The 19,115-nt window shown below is 70.6% G+C and carries 16 protein-coding genes; 6 read left to right on the top strand and 10 right to left on the bottom strand.

What is annotated here, in order from left to right:
* Positions 1-137 precede the first annotated feature (137 nt).
* The 6 genes from R0232_RS32125 to R0232_RS32100 form a co-directional block, all read right to left on the bottom strand.
* The gene (locus R0232_RS32125) at positions 138-1,664 is read right to left on the bottom strand and encodes an FGGY-family carbohydrate kinase (protein WP_431510652.1); all 1,527 of its coding nucleotides are present in this window, start codon (positions 1,662-1,664) and stop codon (positions 138-140) included.
* Positions 1,661-2,797, bottom strand: a complete 1,137-nt coding sequence (locus R0232_RS32120; RefSeq protein WP_431510651.1) for an alcohol dehydrogenase catalytic domain-containing protein — start codon at positions 2,795-2,797, stop codon at positions 1,661-1,663. Before R0232_RS32120 ends, R0232_RS32125 begins: the two co-directional genes overlap by 4 nt.
* 131 nt (positions 2,798-2,928) lie before the next feature.
* Positions 2,929-3,909, bottom strand: coding sequence for an ABC transporter permease (locus tag R0232_RS32115; RefSeq protein WP_431510650.1), 981 nt, complete (start codon positions 3,907-3,909; stop codon positions 2,929-2,931).
* Positions 3,906-5,423, bottom strand: a complete 1,518-nt coding sequence (locus R0232_RS32110; protein ID WP_431510649.1) for a sugar ABC transporter ATP-binding protein — start codon at positions 5,421-5,423, stop codon at positions 3,906-3,908. Before R0232_RS32110 ends, R0232_RS32115 begins: the two co-directional genes overlap by 4 nt.
* Positions 5,424-5,449: 26 nt before the next feature.
* Positions 5,450-6,370, bottom strand: a complete 921-nt coding sequence (locus R0232_RS32105; protein ID WP_431510648.1) for an ABC transporter substrate-binding protein — start codon at positions 6,368-6,370, stop codon at positions 5,450-5,452.
* A gap of 112 nt (positions 6,371-6,482) precedes the next feature.
* Positions 6,483-7,382 (bottom strand): helix-turn-helix domain-containing protein, encoded by a 900-nt coding sequence (locus R0232_RS32100; RefSeq protein ID WP_093354231.1) that lies wholly within the window; start codon positions 7,380-7,382, stop codon positions 6,483-6,485.
* Between the two features lie 340 nt (positions 7,383-7,722).
* Here R0232_RS32100 and R0232_RS32095 point away from each other — a divergent pair, with 340 nt between their 5' ends.
* Complete coding sequence (locus R0232_RS32095; RefSeq protein ID WP_431510647.1) at positions 7,723-8,973, top strand: CaiB/BaiF CoA transferase family protein; 1,251 nt, start codon at positions 7,723-7,725, stop codon at positions 8,971-8,973.
* Positions 8,974-8,986: 13 nt separating this feature from the next.
* Here the strand turns inward: R0232_RS32095 and R0232_RS32090 are convergent, their stop codons facing one another.
* From R0232_RS32090 to R0232_RS32075, 4 genes are all read right to left on the bottom strand, one after another.
* Positions 8,987-9,244, bottom strand: coding sequence for an acyl-CoA-binding protein (locus R0232_RS32090; RefSeq protein WP_057592544.1), 258 nt, complete (start codon positions 9,242-9,244; stop codon positions 8,987-8,989).
* An 89-nt stretch (positions 9,245-9,333) separates the two neighbouring features.
* Positions 9,334-10,089, bottom strand: a complete 756-nt coding sequence (locus R0232_RS32085) for a GntR family transcriptional regulator (protein WP_208514000.1) — start codon at positions 10,087-10,089, stop codon at positions 9,334-9,336.
* Entirely contained in the window at positions 10,086-11,843 is a 1,758-nt protein-coding gene (locus tag R0232_RS32080; protein WP_296779095.1) for a glycerol-3-phosphate dehydrogenase/oxidase, read from the bottom strand. Before R0232_RS32080 ends, R0232_RS32085 begins: the two co-directional genes overlap by 4 nt.
* Positions 11,840-13,366, bottom strand: coding sequence for an FGGY family carbohydrate kinase (locus R0232_RS32075; RefSeq protein ID WP_093354240.1), 1,527 nt, complete (start codon positions 13,364-13,366; stop codon positions 11,840-11,842). Before R0232_RS32075 ends, R0232_RS32080 begins: the two co-directional genes overlap by 4 nt.
* Positions 13,367-13,543: 177 nt before the next feature.
* On the opposite strand from R0232_RS32075, the gene R0232_RS32070 reads away from it, so the two are divergent.
* The 5 genes from R0232_RS32070 to R0232_RS32050 all read left to right on the top strand — a co-directional run bounded on the left by R0232_RS32070 (position 13,544) and on the right by R0232_RS32050 (position 19,045).
* Positions 13,544-14,596 carry a substrate-binding domain-containing protein gene (locus tag R0232_RS32070; RefSeq protein WP_431510646.1) on the top strand — a complete coding sequence of 351 codons (1,053 nt, stop codon included), beginning with the start codon at positions 13,544-13,546 and terminating at the stop codon, positions 14,594-14,596.
* Positions 14,593-16,116: a sugar ABC transporter ATP-binding protein gene (locus R0232_RS32065; protein ID WP_431510645.1), complete on the top strand. Its 1,524-nt coding sequence runs from the start codon at positions 14,593-14,595 to the stop codon at positions 16,114-16,116. The genes R0232_RS32070 and R0232_RS32065 overlap by 4 nt, the downstream gene beginning before the upstream one ends.
* Before the next feature lie 107 nt (positions 16,117-16,223).
* Positions 16,224-17,153, top strand: coding sequence for an ABC transporter permease (locus R0232_RS32060; protein ID WP_208509805.1), 930 nt, complete (start codon positions 16,224-16,226; stop codon positions 17,151-17,153).
* Entirely contained in the window at positions 17,150-18,130 is a 981-nt protein-coding gene (locus tag R0232_RS32055) for an aldo/keto reductase (RefSeq protein ID WP_057592539.1), read from the top strand. The genes R0232_RS32060 and R0232_RS32055 overlap by 4 nt, the downstream gene beginning before the upstream one ends.
* Positions 18,131-18,181: 51 nt before the next feature.
* Positions 18,182-19,045, top strand: coding sequence for a class I fructose-bisphosphate aldolase (locus tag R0232_RS32050; protein ID WP_431510644.1), 864 nt, complete (start codon positions 18,182-18,184; stop codon positions 19,043-19,045).
* Positions 19,046-19,115 lie beyond the last annotated feature (70 nt).

Raw genomic sequence — 19,115 nt, 5'->3', positions numbered from 1 at the left:
TGCACAGGACAGCGGGTACTTCCCTCCGCGAATGTCCCCCGGCCTTCGGCCTCGTCCTTGATTTCGCTGCGGGAAGCACCCGCTTCCCTGTGCACGGGAGGCGTCGTCGTGGTGCAGCCGGTGCTGTCGTCGTGCGTTCATTGGAGCCGGTGCATCGCATCGCGCAATGCGGGGTAGAGGGACTTGTAGATCTCGAAGCGCTCGCGGTAGACGGCCTGCGCCTGGGGCTCGGGCCTTGCGCGTTCCACCAGCGTGACCCAGCCTCGCTCGGCCGTCGCCGCATCGACCAGCCCGGCGCCCAGCGCCGCGAGCATTGCCGCGCCGAGGGCGGCCTCGACCTCTTCCTCGATGGTGAACACGGGGTAGCCGGTGATGTCGGCGACGATCTGCATCCAGAGGTCGGAGTGGGCCGCGCCGCCGACCACGATCAGGCGCGGGTCCAGCGGCTGGCCGCTTTGGCGTCCGGCCTCGATGTTGTGCTGCAGCGCGAAGCTCACGCCCTCGAGCACGGCGCGGTAGAGGTGGGCGCGGCCGTGCGCGAGCGAGAGGCCGATGAAGGCGCCCTTGGCCTGCGCATCCCAGATCGGGCTGCGCTCGCCCATCAGGTAGGGCAGGAACACCAGGCCCTGCGCGCCGGGCGGCACGTCGACGGCCTGGCGCTCGATCAGCGCATGCGCGTCCTCGCCGGTGCGCGCGGCCTCGGCCAGCTCGGCCTGGCAGAAGGTCTCGCGGAACCAGGTGACGGCCGCGCCCGCGGCGATCGCGCCGCCGAACACGTAGCTGCGGTCCGCGCCGCGGTACACGTGCGGCATGCCGATGAGCCGGTGGCGCGCATCCACGCTCGGGCTCACGAAGCCCCAGCACATGCTGGTGCCGATCATCGCGACGTGGTCGCCGCTGCCGGTCACGCCCGCGCAGAAGGTGGCCACCGCGGCATCCACGCCGCCGCCCATCAGGGGCATGCCTTCGGCGAGGCCGAGCCGCGCGGCCCATTCGGCCTTCAGGCCGCCGACCACGTCGCTCGATTCGACCAGCCGCGGCGGCATCATGCGCGCCGGAATGCCCAGCATGCCGAGCGCCTCGTGGGACCAGCCGCGCCGCGCCGCGTCGTACACGCCGCCGATGTTGCCGGCCGAGCTGTGGTCGACCGCGAGCTCGCCGGTGAGGCGCCAGTTGACGTAGCTGTTGGGCGGCAGGAACCAGCGCGTCCTGTTCCACACCTCGGGCCGGTGCTCGCGGATCCACAGCATCTTGGTGTAGCCGTAGTAGCTGTCCACGCCGTTGCCCGTGATCGCCTGCAGCTTCTGGACGTCGACCGTCGCGTTCACCGCATCGACCTGTGCGGTGGCGCGCCGGTCCATCCAGATCAGGCAGGGGTGCAGCGGCTGCATGGCCTCGTCGACCGGGATGCCGGCGCCGCCATAGAGGCTGCTCACGCACATCGCGGCGATGTCGGCGGGCGCGACGCCGCTCTTCGCGACGCAGGCGCGCACGCTCTCGCACACGGCATCGAACCACACGGCGCAGTCCTGCTGCGCCCACAGCGGCTTCGGCGTCTCGGGCTGGTAGGCCACGCCGGCCTGCGCGCGCACGCGCCCGTCGATGCCGACCAGCAGGCACTTGGTGCTCTGCGTGCCGATGTCGACGCCGATCACGTACTTCATGGGGCGGTCCGCGGCTGCGGCTTGAGCAGCACCTTGATCGAGTCGAGCGAGTTGGCGAGCGCGAAGGCGCGCTCCCATTCGGTCAGCGGGAAGTCGTGCGTGACGATGCCCTTCGAGGTCACGAGGCCGCGCGCCAGCAGGTCGATGGCGATCGGGTAGCAGTAGGGCCCGAGGTGGGCGCCGCGCACGTCGAGCTCCTTGCGGTCGCCGATGATCGACCAGTCGGCGCTGGTCTCCGAACCGAAGACGCTGAACTCGACGAAGCGGCCGAGCTTGCGGATCATCTCCAGGCCCTGCGTCACGCCGATCGGCGCGCCCGTGGTCTCGATGTAGACGTCGCAGCCATAGCCTTCGGTCAGGCCCTTGACGATGGCGTCGGCGTTCTCCGTCTTCGGGTTGATGACGACGTCGGCGCCGTACTGCTTCGCGAGCGCGAGGCGTTCGGGCACGAGGTCGATCACGATCAGCTGCCTGGGCGTCTTGAGCGCCGCCACCTGCGTCATCATCAGGCCGAGCGGGCCGGCGCCCGCGATCACCACCACGTCGTCGAGCTGGATGTCGCCGCGGTTCACGGTATGGATCGCGCACGACAGCGGCTCGATGATGGCCGCGTCCTCGAGCGAGATGCCGTCGGGGATCCTGTGCACGCGCGCGGTCGGCGGCAGCCGCATGTAGTCGGCCATGCCGCCGTCGGCCACGATGCGCTGGAAGCCGAAGATGTTGTGCACCTCGCACATCCAGTACTTGCCCGAGGTGCAGAAGCGGCACTTGCCGCAGGGCACGATCTGCTCGGCGATCACGCGGTCGCCCTTGCTCACGCCGAAGTGCTCGGCCGCGCCTTCGCCGAGCGCCTCGACGTAGCCGAAGAATTCATGGCCCGGGATCACCGGCGCCTTGACCCACGAGGGCTGGCCGTCGCCGCCCCAGAACATCTTCGCGCCCGAATGGCACTTGCAGTCGGAGGCGCAGATGCCGCAGGCCGCGATCGAGATCAGCAGTTCGTTGGCGCCGATGGCGGGCACCTCGACGGTCTCGAGGCGGTAGTCCTTGGGGCCGTGGCAGACGACGGCCTGCATGGAAGCGAGTTGCGAGATGGCGCCCGACGTACCGGGCTGGAGTTTCTGGTAGCTCATGGTTCTTTCTGGTCAGAAGGATTGCGGTTCTTTCGCGGAACACCGCGGAACCGGCTTTGCCGGGCCGCTGGTGTTGCCCCCGGCAGGGGGTGGGAGAAGCGACACGAAGTGCGCGAAGCCTGGGGGCGAGCTCATCTTTTTGCTTCGCGGCTGATGAAGATCGCGAGCAGCACGATGCCGCCCTTGATGATCAGTTGCAGGTACGGCGAGACGCCGATCATGTTGAGCCCGTTGTTGAGCACGCCCAGCAGCAGCGCGCCGACGAGGGTGCCGACGATCGCGCCGCGGCCGCCGGCGATCGAGGTGCCGCCCATCACCACGGCGGCGATGGCGTCGAGCTCGAAGCCCACGCCCACGCCGGGCTGGCCGCTGGTCACGCGCGAGGCCTGCACGATGCCGGCGACCGCGGCCGTGAAGCCACTGAGCGCATACACCAGCAGCTTGTAGCGCGCCACCCGCACGCCCGACAGCCGCGTCGCTTCCTCGTTGCCGCCGATGGCGTAGACGTAGCGGCCGAAGGGCGCCATGCTCAGCAGCACGTAGGCCGCGAGGTAGGTGGCGAGCATGAGCAGGATCGGCACCTTGATGCCCGCGAGCGTGCCGCCGCCGAGGAAGGCGAAGGACTCGGGCAGGCCATCGATCGGGTAGCCGCCGGTGTAGATCAGCGCGATGCCGCGCGCGATGCCCATGGTGGCCAGGGTCACGATGATCGGCGGCATGCGCAGGTAGGCCACGCAGTAGCCGTTGAACAGGCCGATGACCGCGCCCACGGCCAGGCCCAGCGGCACCGCGAGCAGCGGCGGCAGCCCGAACTGCACCATCAGCCCCGAGGCCAAGGTGCCCGACAGCGCCACCACCGCGCCCACCGAGAGATCGATGCCGCCGGTGAGGATGGCCGCGGTCATGCCGACCGCGATGATGGCGTTGATCGAGGACTGCAGCGCGATGTTCTGCAGGTTGCCCCAGGACAGGAAGTTGTCGGTCGCGACGATCATGAAGACCGAGATCGCGACCAGTCCGACCATCGGCAGGAAGGCCGTGGAGCGGCGCAGCTCGGTGAGGAATCCGCCGGCGGGAGCGGGCGGCGCGGGATGGCTGGCGGTGGCGTTCATGGCGAACCCCCTGTGGTTGCGTGGCGCATGATGTCGCCGGAGTGGATGGAGGCGCCCTCGAGCGTGGCCACGATGGACCCGCCCGAGAACACCGCGACGCGGTCGCACATGCCGACGATCTCGGGCAGCTCGCTCGAGATCATCAGCACCGCCTTGCCCTGGCGCGTGAGCTCGCGCATGAGGGCGTAGATCTCGGCCTTGGCGCCGACGTCGATGCCGCGCGTGGGCTCGTCGAAGATCAGCACCTCGCAGGAGTGGCCGAGCCAGCGCGCGATCACCACCTTCTGCTGGTTGCCGCCCGAGAGCGTGGCCACGCGGGTCTCGAGGTCCGGCGCCTTCACGCCCACGCGGCGCGCGAGCTCGGCGGCCTCGCGCTTCTCGGCGCCCTCGCGCACCAGGCCCGCGCGGCGGTGCCGGCCCAGGTTGTTGAGCGTGATGTTGAAGCGGATCGTGAAGTCGGTGATCAGCCCCTGCACCTTGCGGCTCTCGGGCAAAAGGCCGATGCCGTGCGCCAGCGCCTGCGTGGGATCGTCGAGCCGCACGGGCGTGCCGTTGCGCAGCACCGTCTTGCGGTGCGCGCGGTCGGCGCCCATCATGCCGAGCGCGAGCTCGGTGCGGCCCGAGCCGACCAGGCCCGCGAAGCCGAGGATCTCGCCCGCATGCAGTTCGAAGGCATTGACCGGCCCGCCCTTCGCGAGCTGGATCGCGGGCACCTCGAGCAGCTTGCGCGCGCCGGCTGCATGCGGTGCCGGCTGCGGCTTGGGCGGAAAGCTCTGTTCGATGCGCCGGCCCACCATCATCTCGACCAGCGCGTCGATGTCGGTCGCGCCGACCTCCGCATGGCCCGCGTTGGCGCCGTCGCGCAGCACGCTGATGCGGTCGCAGACCTCGAAGATCTCGTCGAGGTGGTGCGAGATGAAGATCATCGCCACGCCCCGGTCGCGCAGCGAACGCATGATCCGGAACAGGTGGTCCGCCTCGTTCGGCGTCAGCGTGGCGGTCGGCTCGTCGAGCACCAGCAGGCGCGCCTTCAGCGACAGCGCCTTGCCGATCTCCACGAACTGCTGCTGCGCCACCGAGAGCCGGCACACCGGCACGCGCAGGTCGATGCGCACGCCGAGCTCGTCGAACAGCTGCTGCGCCGCGCGCCGCATCGCGGCCTTGTCGATCAGGCCGAAGCGGCGCGTGGGGTAGCGGCCCAGGAAGATGTTCTCGGCCGCGTCCAGGTGCGGGATCAGGCTGAACTCCTGGAAGATGATCCCCACGCCCGCAGCGATGGCGTCGGCATAGCCCGCGAAGCGGCGCTCGCTGCCGTCGATGTAGATGCGGCCCTCGTCGGCCTGGTGGATGCCGCAGAGGATCTTCATCAGCGTCGACTTGCCCGCGCCGTTCTCGCCGAGCAGCGCATGCACCTCGCCCTTGCGGATCGAGAGGTCGATGCCCGAGAGCGCCTGCACGCCGGGAAAGCGCTTCGAGACGCCCTCCAGCCGCAGCATCTCGGCGGTGTCGTTCATGGTCACGGCCAGGGTCCGTCCGCGCCTTACCAGCTGAAGCTCTTGGCGCCTTCGGCGTCGATCAGCTTCACGTCGACCGGCACCGTCGCCGGCACGTTGGCGCCCCACTTCTTCGCGAGCGCGATGCCGATCGCCAGCCGGATCTGGTCGCGCGGGTACTGCGCGGTGGTGGCGATGAACTTCGAGCCCGGCTTCTGCATCGCCTTGATGGCCTCGGGCGCGCCGTCGACGCTGGTGAGCTTCACGTCCTTGCCGCTGGCCTCGATGGCCGCGAGCGCGCCCATCGCGCCGCCGTCGTTGACGCTGAACATGCCCTTGAGGTCCTTGTTGGCCTGCAGGATGTTCTCGGTCACGGTGAGCGCGGTGGCGCGTTCCTGCTTGCCGTTCTGCGTGCTCACCACCTTGATGCCCGGGTACTTCGCGAGCGCCTCGCGGCAGCCCTTCACGCGCTCGAGGATCGGCACCACCGGAATGCCATCGAGGATCGCCACGTCGCCCTTCTCGCCGATGGCCTTGGCGAGGTGCTCGCAGGCCAGCCGGCCCGCGTCGGTGTTCTTCGAGCCGACGAAGGAGTCGACCGGGCCCTGCGCGTTGGCATCGACCGCCACCACCACCAGCCCGGCCTTCTTGGCCGAGCGCACCGCCGACTGCACGCCGGTGGAGTCGGTCGGGTTCAAGAGCAGGATGTCGACCTTCTTCTGGATCATGTCCTCCACGTCGCCGATCTGCTTGGCCACGTCGTGGCGCGCGTCGGTCGCGACCACGCTGGCGCCGATGCTCGCGGCCGCTTCCTCGAGCGCCTGCTTCATGGTCACGAAGTAGGGGTTGTTGAGCTCCTGGAAGCTCATGCCGATGCGCAGCGGCTGCTTCGGCGCCTGGGCCTGCGCGGCGGAGGCGGCGCACAGCAGCGCGGCGAGGGTGGCGGTGGCGAGGATGTTCTTCTTCATGGCATGTCTCCTTGGGTGATGACGGTGGAAAGGACGCGGGCAAGGCTTCGCCCCGCGCGGTGCCCGAACGGGCCCGCGCCGATGGCGATGCGGGAAACGGGGGGCGGGCCGCCTACGGCGGGCTGGCGCCGCGCAGGTGCGCGGCCTGCGCCGCCTGCATGCGGTGGAAGTTGCGGAACTTGGTCGGCGGCATGCGCTTGTGCAGCAGGAACTGCCGGTTGAAGTTCGACACGTTGTTGAAGCCCACGTCCATGCAGACGTCGAGCACCGGCTTCTCGCTGCTGGTCAGCAGCTCGCAGGCGCGGCTGATGCGCAGCCGGTTCACGTAGCGCACGAAGGACTGGCCCGTGTGCTTGCGGAAGGCGCGCGAGAAGGCGCTCGGGCTCTGGCCCACCAGCTCGGCCAGCATCGGCTCGCGCAGCTCGTCGCCGAGGTTGGCCGCGATGTGGGCCAGCACGTTGTTGATGGCGTGCGACATGAAGGCCTTGGGATCGGGCTTGAAGGCCGGGCTCGCGAGCCGCTGGCGGTCCTGGCTCGCGGCCAGCAGCTCGAGCAGCGACAAGAGCAGGATCACGCGGCGCAGCCCGCGCGCCTCGAGCAGCGCCTCCATCAGCGGCTTGGCGGCCGCCGCGGTCTCGGCCGAGAACAGCAGGCCCGCGCCCGACTCGGCGATCAGCGGCGCGATGCGCGCGAACTCGGGGAAGCTCGCGGCCATGCGCTGCACCAGGCCGGCCGGGAACTGGATCACGATGCCGCGCCGCTCCACGCTCTGGCCTGCGGGCACGTCGCTGATCCAGTTGTGCGGCAGGTCGGGACCCATCATCACGAGGTTGCCGGGCTCGAAGTGGCCGACGTGGTCGCCCACGAAGTACACGCCCTGGGTCTCGACGATGAGCTGGATCTCGTACTCCGGATGGAAGTGCCAGCGCACGGTGCGGTAGGGATAGCCGTGGGCCCAGCAGGCGAACGATTCGTCACCGCGGACTTCGACGATTTCCAGATCGGGTTGCATGGGGCTCGGTTTCCTTGTCTCTGCCGCTGGGCGGTTCTTCGGGATGCGTGACAGCTGGGGCGGACTGTACGAATCGCTCCCGATGCCAACAACCAGAGATGGCGGCTCGAATCGATACTTTTTTGATGCGGGGGCGAGGGCGGGTGGCGCGCATCGCGGCCCGCGCTGCGGCGCAGCAAAGGGCTTTCTCCCCGAGGGAAACGGCCCGGGCGGGCCGGGATTGCTGCGGCGCGGAAGGGCGGGCGCGACCGCGCCGTGCCGGCGTCAAGAATTCATAGGTGTTTTCCCGCCCCGAAGCCTCGCGGAACGCTCGCGACGGCGCGCGGCACACTCGCAGGCCATGACGACATCCACCGCTTCCTCCTCCGCTCCCGCCGCCGGCCCGCTCGCCGGCCTCAAGGTCATCGAGCTCGGCCAGCTGATCGCCGGCCCCTTCGCGGCCCGCACGCTGGCCGACTTCGGTGCCGAGGTGGTCAAGATCGAGCCGCCGGGCGCGGGCGATCCGCTGCGCAGCTGGCGGCTGATGAAGGACGGCACCTCGGTCTGGTGGCAGGTGCAGTCGCGCAACAAGCGCTCGCTGGCGCTCGACCTGCGCGAGGCCGAGGCGCAGGCCATCGTGCGCCAGCTCGCGGCCGAGGCCGACGTGCTGATCGAGAACTTCCGCCCCGGCGCGATGGAGGGCTGGGGCCTGGGCCCCGATGCGCTGCTGGCGGCCAATCCCGCGCTCGTGATGCTGCGCATCAGCGGCTACGGCCAGACCGGGCCCTACCGCGACCGGCCCGGCTTCGGCGTGGTGGCCGAGGCCATGGGCGGGCTGCGCCACCTCACGGGCGAGCCGGGCCGCGTGCCGGTGCGCGTGGGCGTGTCGATCGGCGACACGCTGGCCTCGCTGCATGGCGTGGTCGGCGTGCTGATGGCGCTGCAGCATCGCCATGCCACCGTGAGCACCGAGCATCCGAAGGGCCTGGGCCAGGTGGTCGACGTGGCGCTCTACGAGGCCGTCTTCAACTGCATGGAGAGCCTGCTACCCGAGTACGGCGCCTTCGGCGCGGTGCGCGAGGCCGCGGGCAGCGCGCTGCCGGGCATCGCGCCGACCAATGCCTACCGCTGCGCCGACGGCGGCTATGCCATCGTCGCGGGCAATGGCGACAGCATCTTCCGCCGCCTCATGGGCTGCATCGGCCGGCCCGATCTGGCGGCCGATCCCTCCCTGGCGAACAACACCGGCCGCGTGGCGCAGGTGGAACTGCTCGACGCCGCCATCGGCGACTGGGCCGCCAGCCGCACCGTCGACGAGGTGCTGGCCGCGCTCGATGCCGCGCACGTGCCGGCGGGGCGCATCTACACCATCGCCGACATCGCGGCCGACCCGCACTACGCGGCGCGCGGCATGCTGCAGCGGCTGCGCATGGACGACGGCAGCGAGCTGTCGGTGCCGGGCTTCGTGCCCAAGCTCTCGCGCACGCCGGCCGCGCACCGCCTGAACGCGCCCGCGCTGGGCGCGGACACCGACGCGGTGCTCGAGGAGATCGGATTGACCGCCGGCCAGATCGCGGCGCTGCGCGAGCGCGGGATCATCGGCGGGGCGTGAGGGAAGGCGGCGCTCAGCCGCGCAGCGACTCGATCAGCGCGATGTACTGTTCCTTCGCCTCGTCGCCGCTCAGGCCCTTGCGCGAGGTCCAGGCGTCCCACTTGGCGCGCGCGACGATGTCGCTGAAGCTGGGCTTCTTGGCCGTGTTGTCGCCCTCGGTCGCCTGCTTGAACAGGCCGTAGATCTTCAGCAGCGTGGGGTTGTCGGGGCGCTCGGCCAGCAGCTTGGAATTGGCCTGGGCGGTCTGGAAGCGTTCGTCGAGGTCGGACATGGCGGGGGATGCGGAAGTGGGTGGAAAGAATCGGGCATCTTACTGACCCGACAGTCACCCGCGTTCGAGTCCGCGCCGCGTGAAGGGCCTCAGGTCGTGGTCTGCACGTGCAGCCGGCTCGACTTGCAGCGATGCAGCGCGCGGTAGTGCTCGAGCGGCCTTCCGTTGAGCCCGTAGGCGATCGATTCGATGCGCAGCAGCGGCTCGGGCGCGGGCAGGTTCAGCAGCTCGCAGGTCCGGGCGTCGGGCAGCACGGCGTCGATCCAGCGCTCGGCGCGCACCAGGCGCAGGCCGTACTGGCGGCGCAGCACGTCGTAGAGCGAGCGGTCCTCGAGCCGGATGCGGTGCAGGCCCGGCGCCATATCGGCCGGCACCACGGTCTCGACCAAGAGGCGCAGTTCGCCGTCCACGCTGCGCAGGCGCTTGAGCGCCACCACCTGCGTGTCCTCGGTCAGGCCGAGCGCGCCGGCCTCGAGCGCGGTGGGCAGGCGCAGCTCCTGGGTCAGGATCTGGGTGCGCACCGAGCGGCCCTTGCGCTCCATCTCGTCGGAGAAGCCCAGCACGGTGGAGACGAAGTCCTCGTCGCGCTCGCGCGCCGCGACGAAGGCGCCGCGGCCCTTGATCTTGTAGATGAGGCCGTTGCGCACCAGGTCGGCCAGCGCCTCGCGCACCACGATGCGCGAGATGCCGTACTGGTCGCCGAGTTCGGCCTCGGACGGCAGCTTGGCGCCGATCGGCAGTTCGCCCTGCAGGATCTGCAGGCGGACGGCGTCGCGAAACTGGGCCCACAGGGGCGATTCGGAATTCCGGTCGAGGGCGGGCGCGGTCAAGGTCGGGCTGTTCACGTGAGGACGGGCTTCGAGGCCATCAATGATGCATCCAAAGGGGAATCCGCTGCCGGGGCGGCGGTCTGCAGGCGCACGCCGTGGCGTTCGCGCAGCGCGGTGGCGCAGGCATGGAGCTCCTCGCGCTGGCGCTGCGCATCCCAGCCCAGGGCCTCGGCCGCGATGCCGGCGATCTCGGCCAGCGCGGCGTCGGTGACCTGGCCGCGGATCGCCAGCAGGGTGCGGCGCACCACCAGGTCCGACAGGTGGATCACGCCGGTCTCGAGGCACAGGTAGCCGATCTCGGCCACCGAGTGGTCGGGCGCATGCCGCAGCGGCACGTCGCCCGAGGCCGCGAGCCGCTGCGCCAGCGGCAGCGCCTTGGCGCCGTAGCGCGCGAACAGCGCCTGGGCGCGGCGGCGGCTCGCGCCGGTGGCCATCAGGCGCTCGAGCAGGCGCTCGGTGGCGGCCGCGTCGGCCGGGAATTCGGCGCCGCCGCCGATCGGCAGCATGTCGGTGGAGGCGGTGCGCGCGCGGCCGAGGTGGCGCAGCACCGCGTCGGTGGCCTCCTCGGCCAGCGCGCGGAAGGTGGTCCACTTGCCGCCCACCAGGCAGACGATCGGGATGTCGCGCGTGGCGTTGGGCGGATCGATGGCCACCGAGTGGTCGCGCGAGATCTGGCCCGGCTTGTCGGCATCGGAGCGCGCCAGCGGCCGCACGCCGACATAGGTGTAGACCACGTCGGCCGGGTCGAAGGCGAGGTTCGGGAACACCTCGCGCAGCACCTCGAGCAGGTAGTCGACCTCCTCGGGCTCGGTGGCGATCTGGTCGGGGTCTTCCACCGGGATGTCGGTCGAGCCGACCAGCACGCGGTCGAGGAAGGGATAGACGATGCACACGCGCCCGTCCATCGCCTCGAAGTAGGCCATGCGGCCGTCGAGCGCGTCGCGCAGCGCGGGATGGTCGAGCACCAGGTGCGAGCCCTTGGTGCCCATCACGCGCGGGCCGCTGCCGCCGAGCACCGCGGTGCTGCGGTCGAGCCAGGCGCCGCTGGCATTGACCACCGTGTCGGCCGTCACGCGCACCAGCTCGCCCGTGATCTCGTCGCGCAGGGTGAGGATGTTGCCGGCGCAGCCCATCACGCGGCAGTGGTTGACCGCGGTGGAGCGCGGCTGGTCGCGGCAGGCATCGGCGATCAGCTCGAGGATCAGCCATTCGGGATGGCTGATCCAGGCGTCGAAGAAGGTGGCGGTCCAGCGGATCGCCGCGCGGAACAGCTGGCGGTCGCGCGGCGGCACGCGGTCGATGCGGTGGCCCGGCATCACGCGCTGGCGCCGGCCCAGCAGGTCGTAGAGACGCAGCCCCAGCGCCACCGCGAGCAGGCCGCGCGTGCGCGGCGAGGCCGGCCGGCCGAGGAAGCGCAGCGCGCTGCCCAGCATGCCGCCGAACAGGCTCGCGAGCGGTACCACCGTCTTCAGCGGCTTCACCAGGTGCGGCGCGTTGCGCAGCAGCAGGTTGCGTTCGCGCGTGGCCTCGGCCACCAGCGAGAAGCTGCCGTTCTCGAGGTAGCGCAGGCCGCCGTGGATCATGCGCGAGGGCGCGCTGCTGGCGCCGGCGCCGAAGTCGCCCTTGTCGACGATCAGGCAGTCCACGCGCTGCAGCGAGAGATCGCGGAACACGCCCACGCCGTTGATGCCGGCGCCGACGATGACGGTGGAGAAATGGCGTCCGGCGAGCGAGGCGGGACGGGTGAAGGGCAGTTGCCAGGCGCTCATCGTGCGGAATCCGGCATGCGGGTGGTGCCGGTGGTCAGGGTGAAGGCCGGTGCGAGGCTGTCGAGCAGCGCATCGAAGCCGGCCAGGAAATCGGCGCAGGCCGGGATGTCGCCCGCTTCGGGCGCGAGGGTCTCGCAGGGCGCGAGCAGGTGGGCGTTGGCGGGCGCGTCGAGATCGAGGCCCTGCGAGATGGCGGCATAGAGCGCGGCGCCGCGCGCGCCGGTCTCGTCGTCGCCGCAGCGCGCGACCGGCCGGCCGAGGAAGCCGGCCAGCAGCCGCGCCAGCCGCGCGTCGCGCGCGCCGCCGCCGAGCATCGTGAGCGCTTCGGGCAGCAGGCCGTGGGCCGCGAGCCGGCCCAGGTGGCGCGCATGCAGCGCCACCACCGCGTCGACCACCGCGCGCGCCATGTCGGCGCGGCCATGGTGGCTGCGCAGACCGACGAAGCCCGCGCTCGCGCCCGGCGGCGCGCTGCCGCCGTTGACGAAGGGCAGGAAGCGCACGCCGTGCGCGCCCAGCGGCGAGCCCATGGCGGCATCGATCACGGCCTGCTCGCTGCCGAAGCCCAGCGCCTCGGCGGCCCAGGCGATGTTGGCCATCGACGAGGGGCTGTTCTCCATGTAGAGCCGGCGCTCGGCCGGCCCGAAGTTCACCACCGCGGCCACCGGCGGCTTGGGCGCGCCCGCGGGCGTGGCCGGGCCGATCGCGGCGTTCACGCTCCAGGTGCCGAATACCGCCACCGCATGGCCGCGCGCCTCGGCGCGGATCGCAGTCATCGAGGCCAGCAGGTCGATCGCGCCCATCGCCACCGGCACGCCCGCGGGCAGGCCGCAGGCCGCGGCCTGCGCGGGCAGCAGCCGGCCGTACACCTCGCCGCTGGGCACGATGCGCCCGAGCGTGCGCGGCGACAGGTCCGACAGGCCCGCGGCGTCGAAGGCCTGCTGCGACCAGCGGCCGCTGGCCAGCGAGACCAGCCCGGCGGTGCTCGCGTCGCTGAGGTCGGTGGCGGTCTCGCCGGTCAGCAGGAAGCCCAGGTAGTCCTTGGCGAACAGCAGGCGCTGCAGTTCGCCGCGCTGCACCGCGTCGTGGCCGAACAGCTCGGCCGCGATCAGCGTCGGCTGTCCGGGCCAGGGCCCGCAGCCCACGTCGTCGAACAGCGCGGCGCCGTGGCTCCGTGCGAGCTTCAGCGCACGCGCGGTGGCGCGCTGGTCGGTGGAGGCGACCGCGCTGCCGCCGACCAGCCGGCCGGCCGCGTCGAGCGCATAGAGGCCGGCGCCGTGGCCGGTGCAGCCGATGGCGCGCACCGCGGCGGCCAGCGGGCCGAGCTGGCCCGCGATGGCGCCGAGCACGCGGCCCAGCGCCGCATGGATCGCCGCCTCGGCCACTTCGCAACCGCCGCCGGGGCGCCGGTCGTGCGGCAGCGCGGCGCGCGCCAGCGCCACCGTGCGCCCGCTGTCGGCATCGAGCGCGAGCGCCTTCAGGCTGCTCGACCCCATGTCTATACCCAGGTAGATGTTCGTTGTCATGTCATAACAGCTTCGGGCAATTTGGTTCGGATCGCAGTAGCGTTTCCCCTAGTATTCCAGCCAAAACGAGCCGCATACATTCTGACCTGTCATGACAACATGCATGACGACTAGAGATCCAAAGCCACCCTCCAAGGCGGCCCATCTGCCAGGTCTGAGCAACACGAGGAGACAGAAGTGAGAAGAGATTTCCTGAAGTCCGCGGCGGCCGCCACAGCCACCACCGGCCTGGGCCTGGCCGGCTCCAGCGCCTTCGCCCAGCAGCCCGCCGCACCGGCGGCCACCGGCCTGCGCGGCAACCCGAACGACGTCTACGTGATGAACGTGATGGTCTCGGGCGTCGAGTACTGGTTTCCGGTCTACGAAATGATGAAACAGCTGGGCCGCACGCTGGGCGTGCGCACCCGCTACACCGGCACGCCCGAGTACGACGTGAACAAGCAGCTCGCGTCCTTCGAGCAGGAACTCGCGCGCAAGCCCGCGGGCATCCTGCTGCACCCGATGAACCCCGACCCGTTCATCGAGCCGATCAACCGCGCCGTGGCGGCGGGCATCCCGGTCGTGACCTTCGCGGCCGACTCGCCGAACTCCAAGCGCGCCTCGTTCATCACCTCCGACAACGACCGCGAGGGCACGCAGGCGGCCGACGCGATCGCCGCCGCGCTCGGCGGCAAGGGCGAGTACGCGGTGCTCGAGAACCCGGGCCAGGACAACCACGACCGCCGCATCGCCGCCTTCGTCAACCGCATGAAGACCAAGCACCCGGGCATGAAGCTCGCGGGCCGCGCGGCCAGCAACCAGGACCCGAGCAAGGCCTACCAGGCGGTGCTGAGCCTGGCGCAGGCCAACCCGAACCTGGGCGCGCTGTTCATGCCCGAGGCCAACTCGGCGCTCGGCGCGGCGCAGGCCAAGATCGAATCGAAGAAGAACATCCGCGTGATGTGCTGCGACGTCAACGCCAAGATCCTCGACATGATCAAGGCCGGCGACGTGTTCGGCGCCATCAATCCCAACCAGGGCATGCAGGGCTACATGGGGATGATGATGCTGTTCCTGGCCAAGAACCCGCAGCTCATCGACCCGATGAACGACGCCAAGCGCAACGGCACCAACCCGATGTCGGTGCCCTTCCTCGACAACGGCCTGTCGGTGGTGAGCAAGGCCAACGCCGACGACTTCTACTGGGACAAGTACCTGGCGCGCCGCGGCACCAAGGGAATCGGCGAGTGAGCGACGACCCGAAGCCGCTGCTCTCGCTGCGCGGCATCAGCAAGCGCTTCGGCGCTTCGCGCGCGCTCGCGGGCGTGGACTTCTCGCTGCGTGCCGGCGAGATCCACGCCCTGTGCGGCGAGAACGGCGCCGGCAAGTCGACGCTGATGAACATCATCGACGGCATCCACCAGCCCGACGAGGGCACGATCGCGCTCGACGGGCTGGATGTGCGCATCGACGGCCCGGCCCATGCCATGCGGCTGGGCATCGGCCTGGTGCACCAGGAGATCGCGCTGTGCGGCGACGCCACCGTCGCCGAGAACATCTTCATGCCCGAGATCAACGCGGGCGGCCGCGCCTTCATGGACTACGGCGGCCTCAACGCGCGCGCCGCCAAGGTGCTGCGCCGGCTCGGCCAGGACATCGACCCGGCCGCGCGCGTCGACGAGCTCGGCATCTCGAGCCAGCAGCTGGTGGAGATCGCCAAGGCGCTCACGCTCGACTGCAAGGTGCTGATCCTCGACGAGCCCACGGCCGCGCTCACCGAGCTCGAGTCGGCCGCGCTGTTCCGCGTGCTGCACGACCTCAAGGCACAGGGCATCGGCATCATCTACATCAGCCACCGCATGGCCGAGATCTTCGCCAACTGCGACCGCGCCACCGTGCTGCGCGACGGGCGCAACGTGCACTGCGGCGCGCTCGCGGGCACCACGCCCGACGAGCTGGTGCGCCGCATGGTGGGCCGCGACCTCGGCAACTACTACCCGCCGCGCGCCACGCTGCCCGAGGCGCCCGAGACGCTGCTGCAGGTCGACGACATCGCCGATGGCGAGCGCGTGCAGGGCATCTCCTTCGCGCTCAGGCGCGGCGAGATCCTCGGCATCGCGGGCCTCATGGGCGCCGGGCGCAGCGAACTCGCCGAAACCGTCTGCGGGCTGCGGCCCGCGCGGCGCGGCAGCGTGCGGCTCGGCGGCAAGACGCTCGCGATCCGCAAGTACGCCGACGCGCTGCGCCACGGCATCGCCTACCTCAGCGAGGACCGCAAGGCCGCGGGCGTGTTCCTCGACCTGCCGATCGCGCAGAACGTCTGCGCGATGGCGCTGCGGCGCGTGAGCTCGCGCTTCGGCCTGATGGAACGCGCGGCCGAGCGCAAGCTGGCGCAGGACCTCGGCGCGCAGCTCAACCTCAAGTCCGACGGCGTGGCGATCGAGGTCGCGAGCCTGTCGGGCGGCAACCAGCAGAAGGTGGCGATCGCCAAGCTGCTGGCCACCAAGCCGTCGGTGCTGCTGATGGACGAGCCCACGCGCGGCGTCGACGTGGGCGCGAAATCCGAGATCCACCACATCCTGCGCGCGCTCGCGAACCAGGGCGTGGGGGTGATCGTGATCTCGTCGGAACTGCCGGAAATCATCGGCCTGTGCGACCGCGCGCTGGTGATCCGCGAAGGTCGGCTGGCCGGCGAGCTCGGCACGGCCGAGATGACGGAAGAGGGCCTGCTGCGGCTGGCCTCGGGACTGGGCGAACAGGAGATGCAGTGAGCTACCAATTCAGAATAGACGGCACCAACCCCGCGAGCACCGCCGGCACCGGCACGGCGGCGGGGGCCAAAGGAGACGCCGTGAACCTTCCCTTCCGACTCGGCAGCATGCGCGAGGCCGGCCTGCTGCTGATCATCGCGGTGCTGTGCGTGGGCATGAGCTTCGCGTCGCCGTACTTCCTCACCTGGGAGAACATCCGCGCGATGCTGCTGTCGTTCTCGATCGAGGGCATCGTGGTGGTCGGCATGACCATCCTGCTGATCGTGGGCGGCATCGACCTCTCGGTGGGCTCGGTGGTGTGCCTCGCGATGGTGATCACCGGCAAGCTGTTCCTCATGGGCGTCGACCCCTGGCTCGCGAGCGCGATGGCGATCGGCGCCAGCGCGATGATCGGCGCGATGATCGGCGGCTGCGTCACGCGCATCGGGCTGAACCACTTCATCGCCTCGCTGGCCTTCATGGTGATCGTGCGCGGCCTGTGCCTGGCCTTCACGCAGGGCACGCCGCAGTCGCTGTTCTCGCTGCCGGCCGAGTTCAAGTTCATCGGCCAGGGCACGCTGTTCGGCATCCCGGCCGTGATCCTGATCTTCGTCGCGATCGTCGCCATCAGCGACTTCGTGCTGCGCCGCGCCACGCTGCTGCGCAAGGTGTTCTACGTCGGCAGCAACGAGAAGGCCGCGCTCTATTCGGGCATCCGCGTGGGCCGCGTGAAGTTCTGGGTCACGGTGCTGTGCTCGGCCTCGGCTGGCCTGGCCGGCGTGATCTACACCGCGCGCTTCGGCGCCGCCACGCCCACCTTCGGCATGGGCATGGAACTCAACGTGATCGCCGCCGCCGTGATCGGCGGCGCCAGCCTCAAGGGCGGCTCGGGCACCGTGCTCGGCGCGGTGCTCGGCCTGGCGCTGCTGTCGGTGGTGACGAGCTCGCTGATCCTGCTCGACGTCTCGCCCTACTGGCAGGACGTGATCAAGGGACTGATCCTGCTCGTGGCCGTGACCATCGACCACCTGCTCAACGTGAGGAAGACCAAGAGATGAAGACGACGACGCTGGGACCGTCGGGCATACGCTGCTCGGCGATCGGCCTGGGAACCTGGGCCATGGGCGGATGGATGTGGGGCGGCGGCGACAACGCGGGCGCGACGCTGGCGATCCAGGCCTCGCTCGACGCGGGCGTGACGCTGATCGACACCGCGCCGGCCTACGGCCTGGGCCGCTCCGAGCGGCTGGTGGGCACCGCCCTCAAGGGCCGGCGCCACGAGGCCGTGATCGCCACCAAGTGCGGCCTGGTGTGGCATACGCAGAAGGGCACGCACTTCTTCGAGGAGGACGGCCACCCCGTCTACCGCTACCTCGGCCGCGATGCGATCGCATACGAAGTGGAGCAGAGCCTCGCGAACCTGCAGACCGACTACATCGACCTCTACATCACGCACTGGCAGGACGCCACCACGCCGGTGGCCGAGACCATGGGCGCGCTGCTCGACCTGAAGAAGCAGGGCAAGATCCGCGCGATCGGCGTGAGCAACGTCGATGCCGCCACGCTCGCCGAGTACCTGCGCCATGGGCCGGTCGATGCGGCGCAGGAGCGCTACAGCCTGATCGACCGCGAGATCGAGGCCACGCTGGTGCCGCTGTGCAAGGAGCACGGCGTGGCGGTGATGGGTTATTCCTCGCTCGCGCTGGGCCTGCTCGCGGGGCCGATCGATCCCGCGCGCGCCTTCACGGGCGACGACCAGCGCGCGAGCAATCCGCGCTTCAGCGCCGACAACCGCGCGCGGCTCGCGGCCTTCTTCGCCGACCTCGAACCGCTGCGCGCCGCGCTGGGCTGCTCGTTCTCCGAAATGATGATCGCCTGGACGCTCGAGCACGGCGCCGTCTCGCTGTCGCTGTGCGGCGCGCGCAACCGGCAGCAGGCGATACAGAACGCCGCGGCCGGCACGCTCGCGCTCGGCGCCGACGCGCTGCTGCAGATCGACACCGCCGCGAAGCGGCACCTGGGCGCGCTCGGCTGAGACGCGTCCCGCCCCCTCGAACCATCTTCCACCTTCAAGGAGTTCTTTCGTATGTCGAAAGGCAAAGAGGTCCGCATCGCCCGCCTGCTGAAGGCCGGTCGCGGCCTGGACATCGCGCTCGATCACGGCGTGTGCAACGAGCCCAGCTTCCTCGACGGGCTCGAGGACATGCCGGGCGTCATCGACCGCCTGGTGGCCGCGGCGCCCGATGCGATCCAGCTCAACTACGGCCAGGCCGACCTGCTGCAGCTGCGCCCGGGCCGTGAGCGGCCGGCGCTGGTGATGCGGCTGGACATGGGCAATCCCTACAACGCCACGCGCCACCGCTCGATGTGGGCCGTGCTGCAGAACGAGCAGGACCCGGTGCTGCCCGCGGTGCAGATGGACGCGGCCTGCGTGGTCGTCAACCTGTTCATGCTGCCCGACGAGCCCGAGCTGTTCCGCCAGTGCGTGCAGAACATCGCGCGCGTGCGCGCCGACTGCGACCGCTACGGCATGCCGCTGATGATCGAGCCGCTGGTGATGCAGGCGCACGGCGCGGGCCGCGGCGGCTACATGGTCGACGGCGACGCCGAGAAGATCGTGACCCTGGTGCGGCTCGCGCGCGAGATGGGCGCCGACATCGTCAAGGCCGACCCGACCAGCGACCCCAAGGACTTCCACCGCGTGGTGCAGGCCGCGCGCTGCCCGGTGCTGGTGCGCGGCGGCGGCCGCGAGGACCTGCAGCAGGTGTTCGCGCGCTCGCGCGTGCTGCTCGACCAGGGCGCGGTGGGCATGGTCTACGGGCGCAACGTTTACCAGCACGCCAACCCGTTTGCGGTGGTGAGCGCGCTGATGGCGATGATCCACGAGGGCGCCAGCGCGGAAGCGGCCTGGGCCCTCTACGAATCGGGCGGCGCGGCGCGAAGCCGATAGCGCGGCTTTCGCGCGGCTTCCGGCGAACAGGTTTTTTCGTCACGGCAGGCGACGCCCGTCGCCCGCCGGG

The sequence above is a fragment of the Variovorax sp. DAIF25 genome (genome assembly GCF_050711835.1).
Classification (GTDB): domain Bacteria; phylum Pseudomonadota; class Gammaproteobacteria; order Burkholderiales; family Burkholderiaceae_C; genus Variovorax.
The sequence above is the reverse complement of the archived record's forward strand: the minus strand, read 5'-3'. Positions and strand labels throughout refer to the sequence as shown.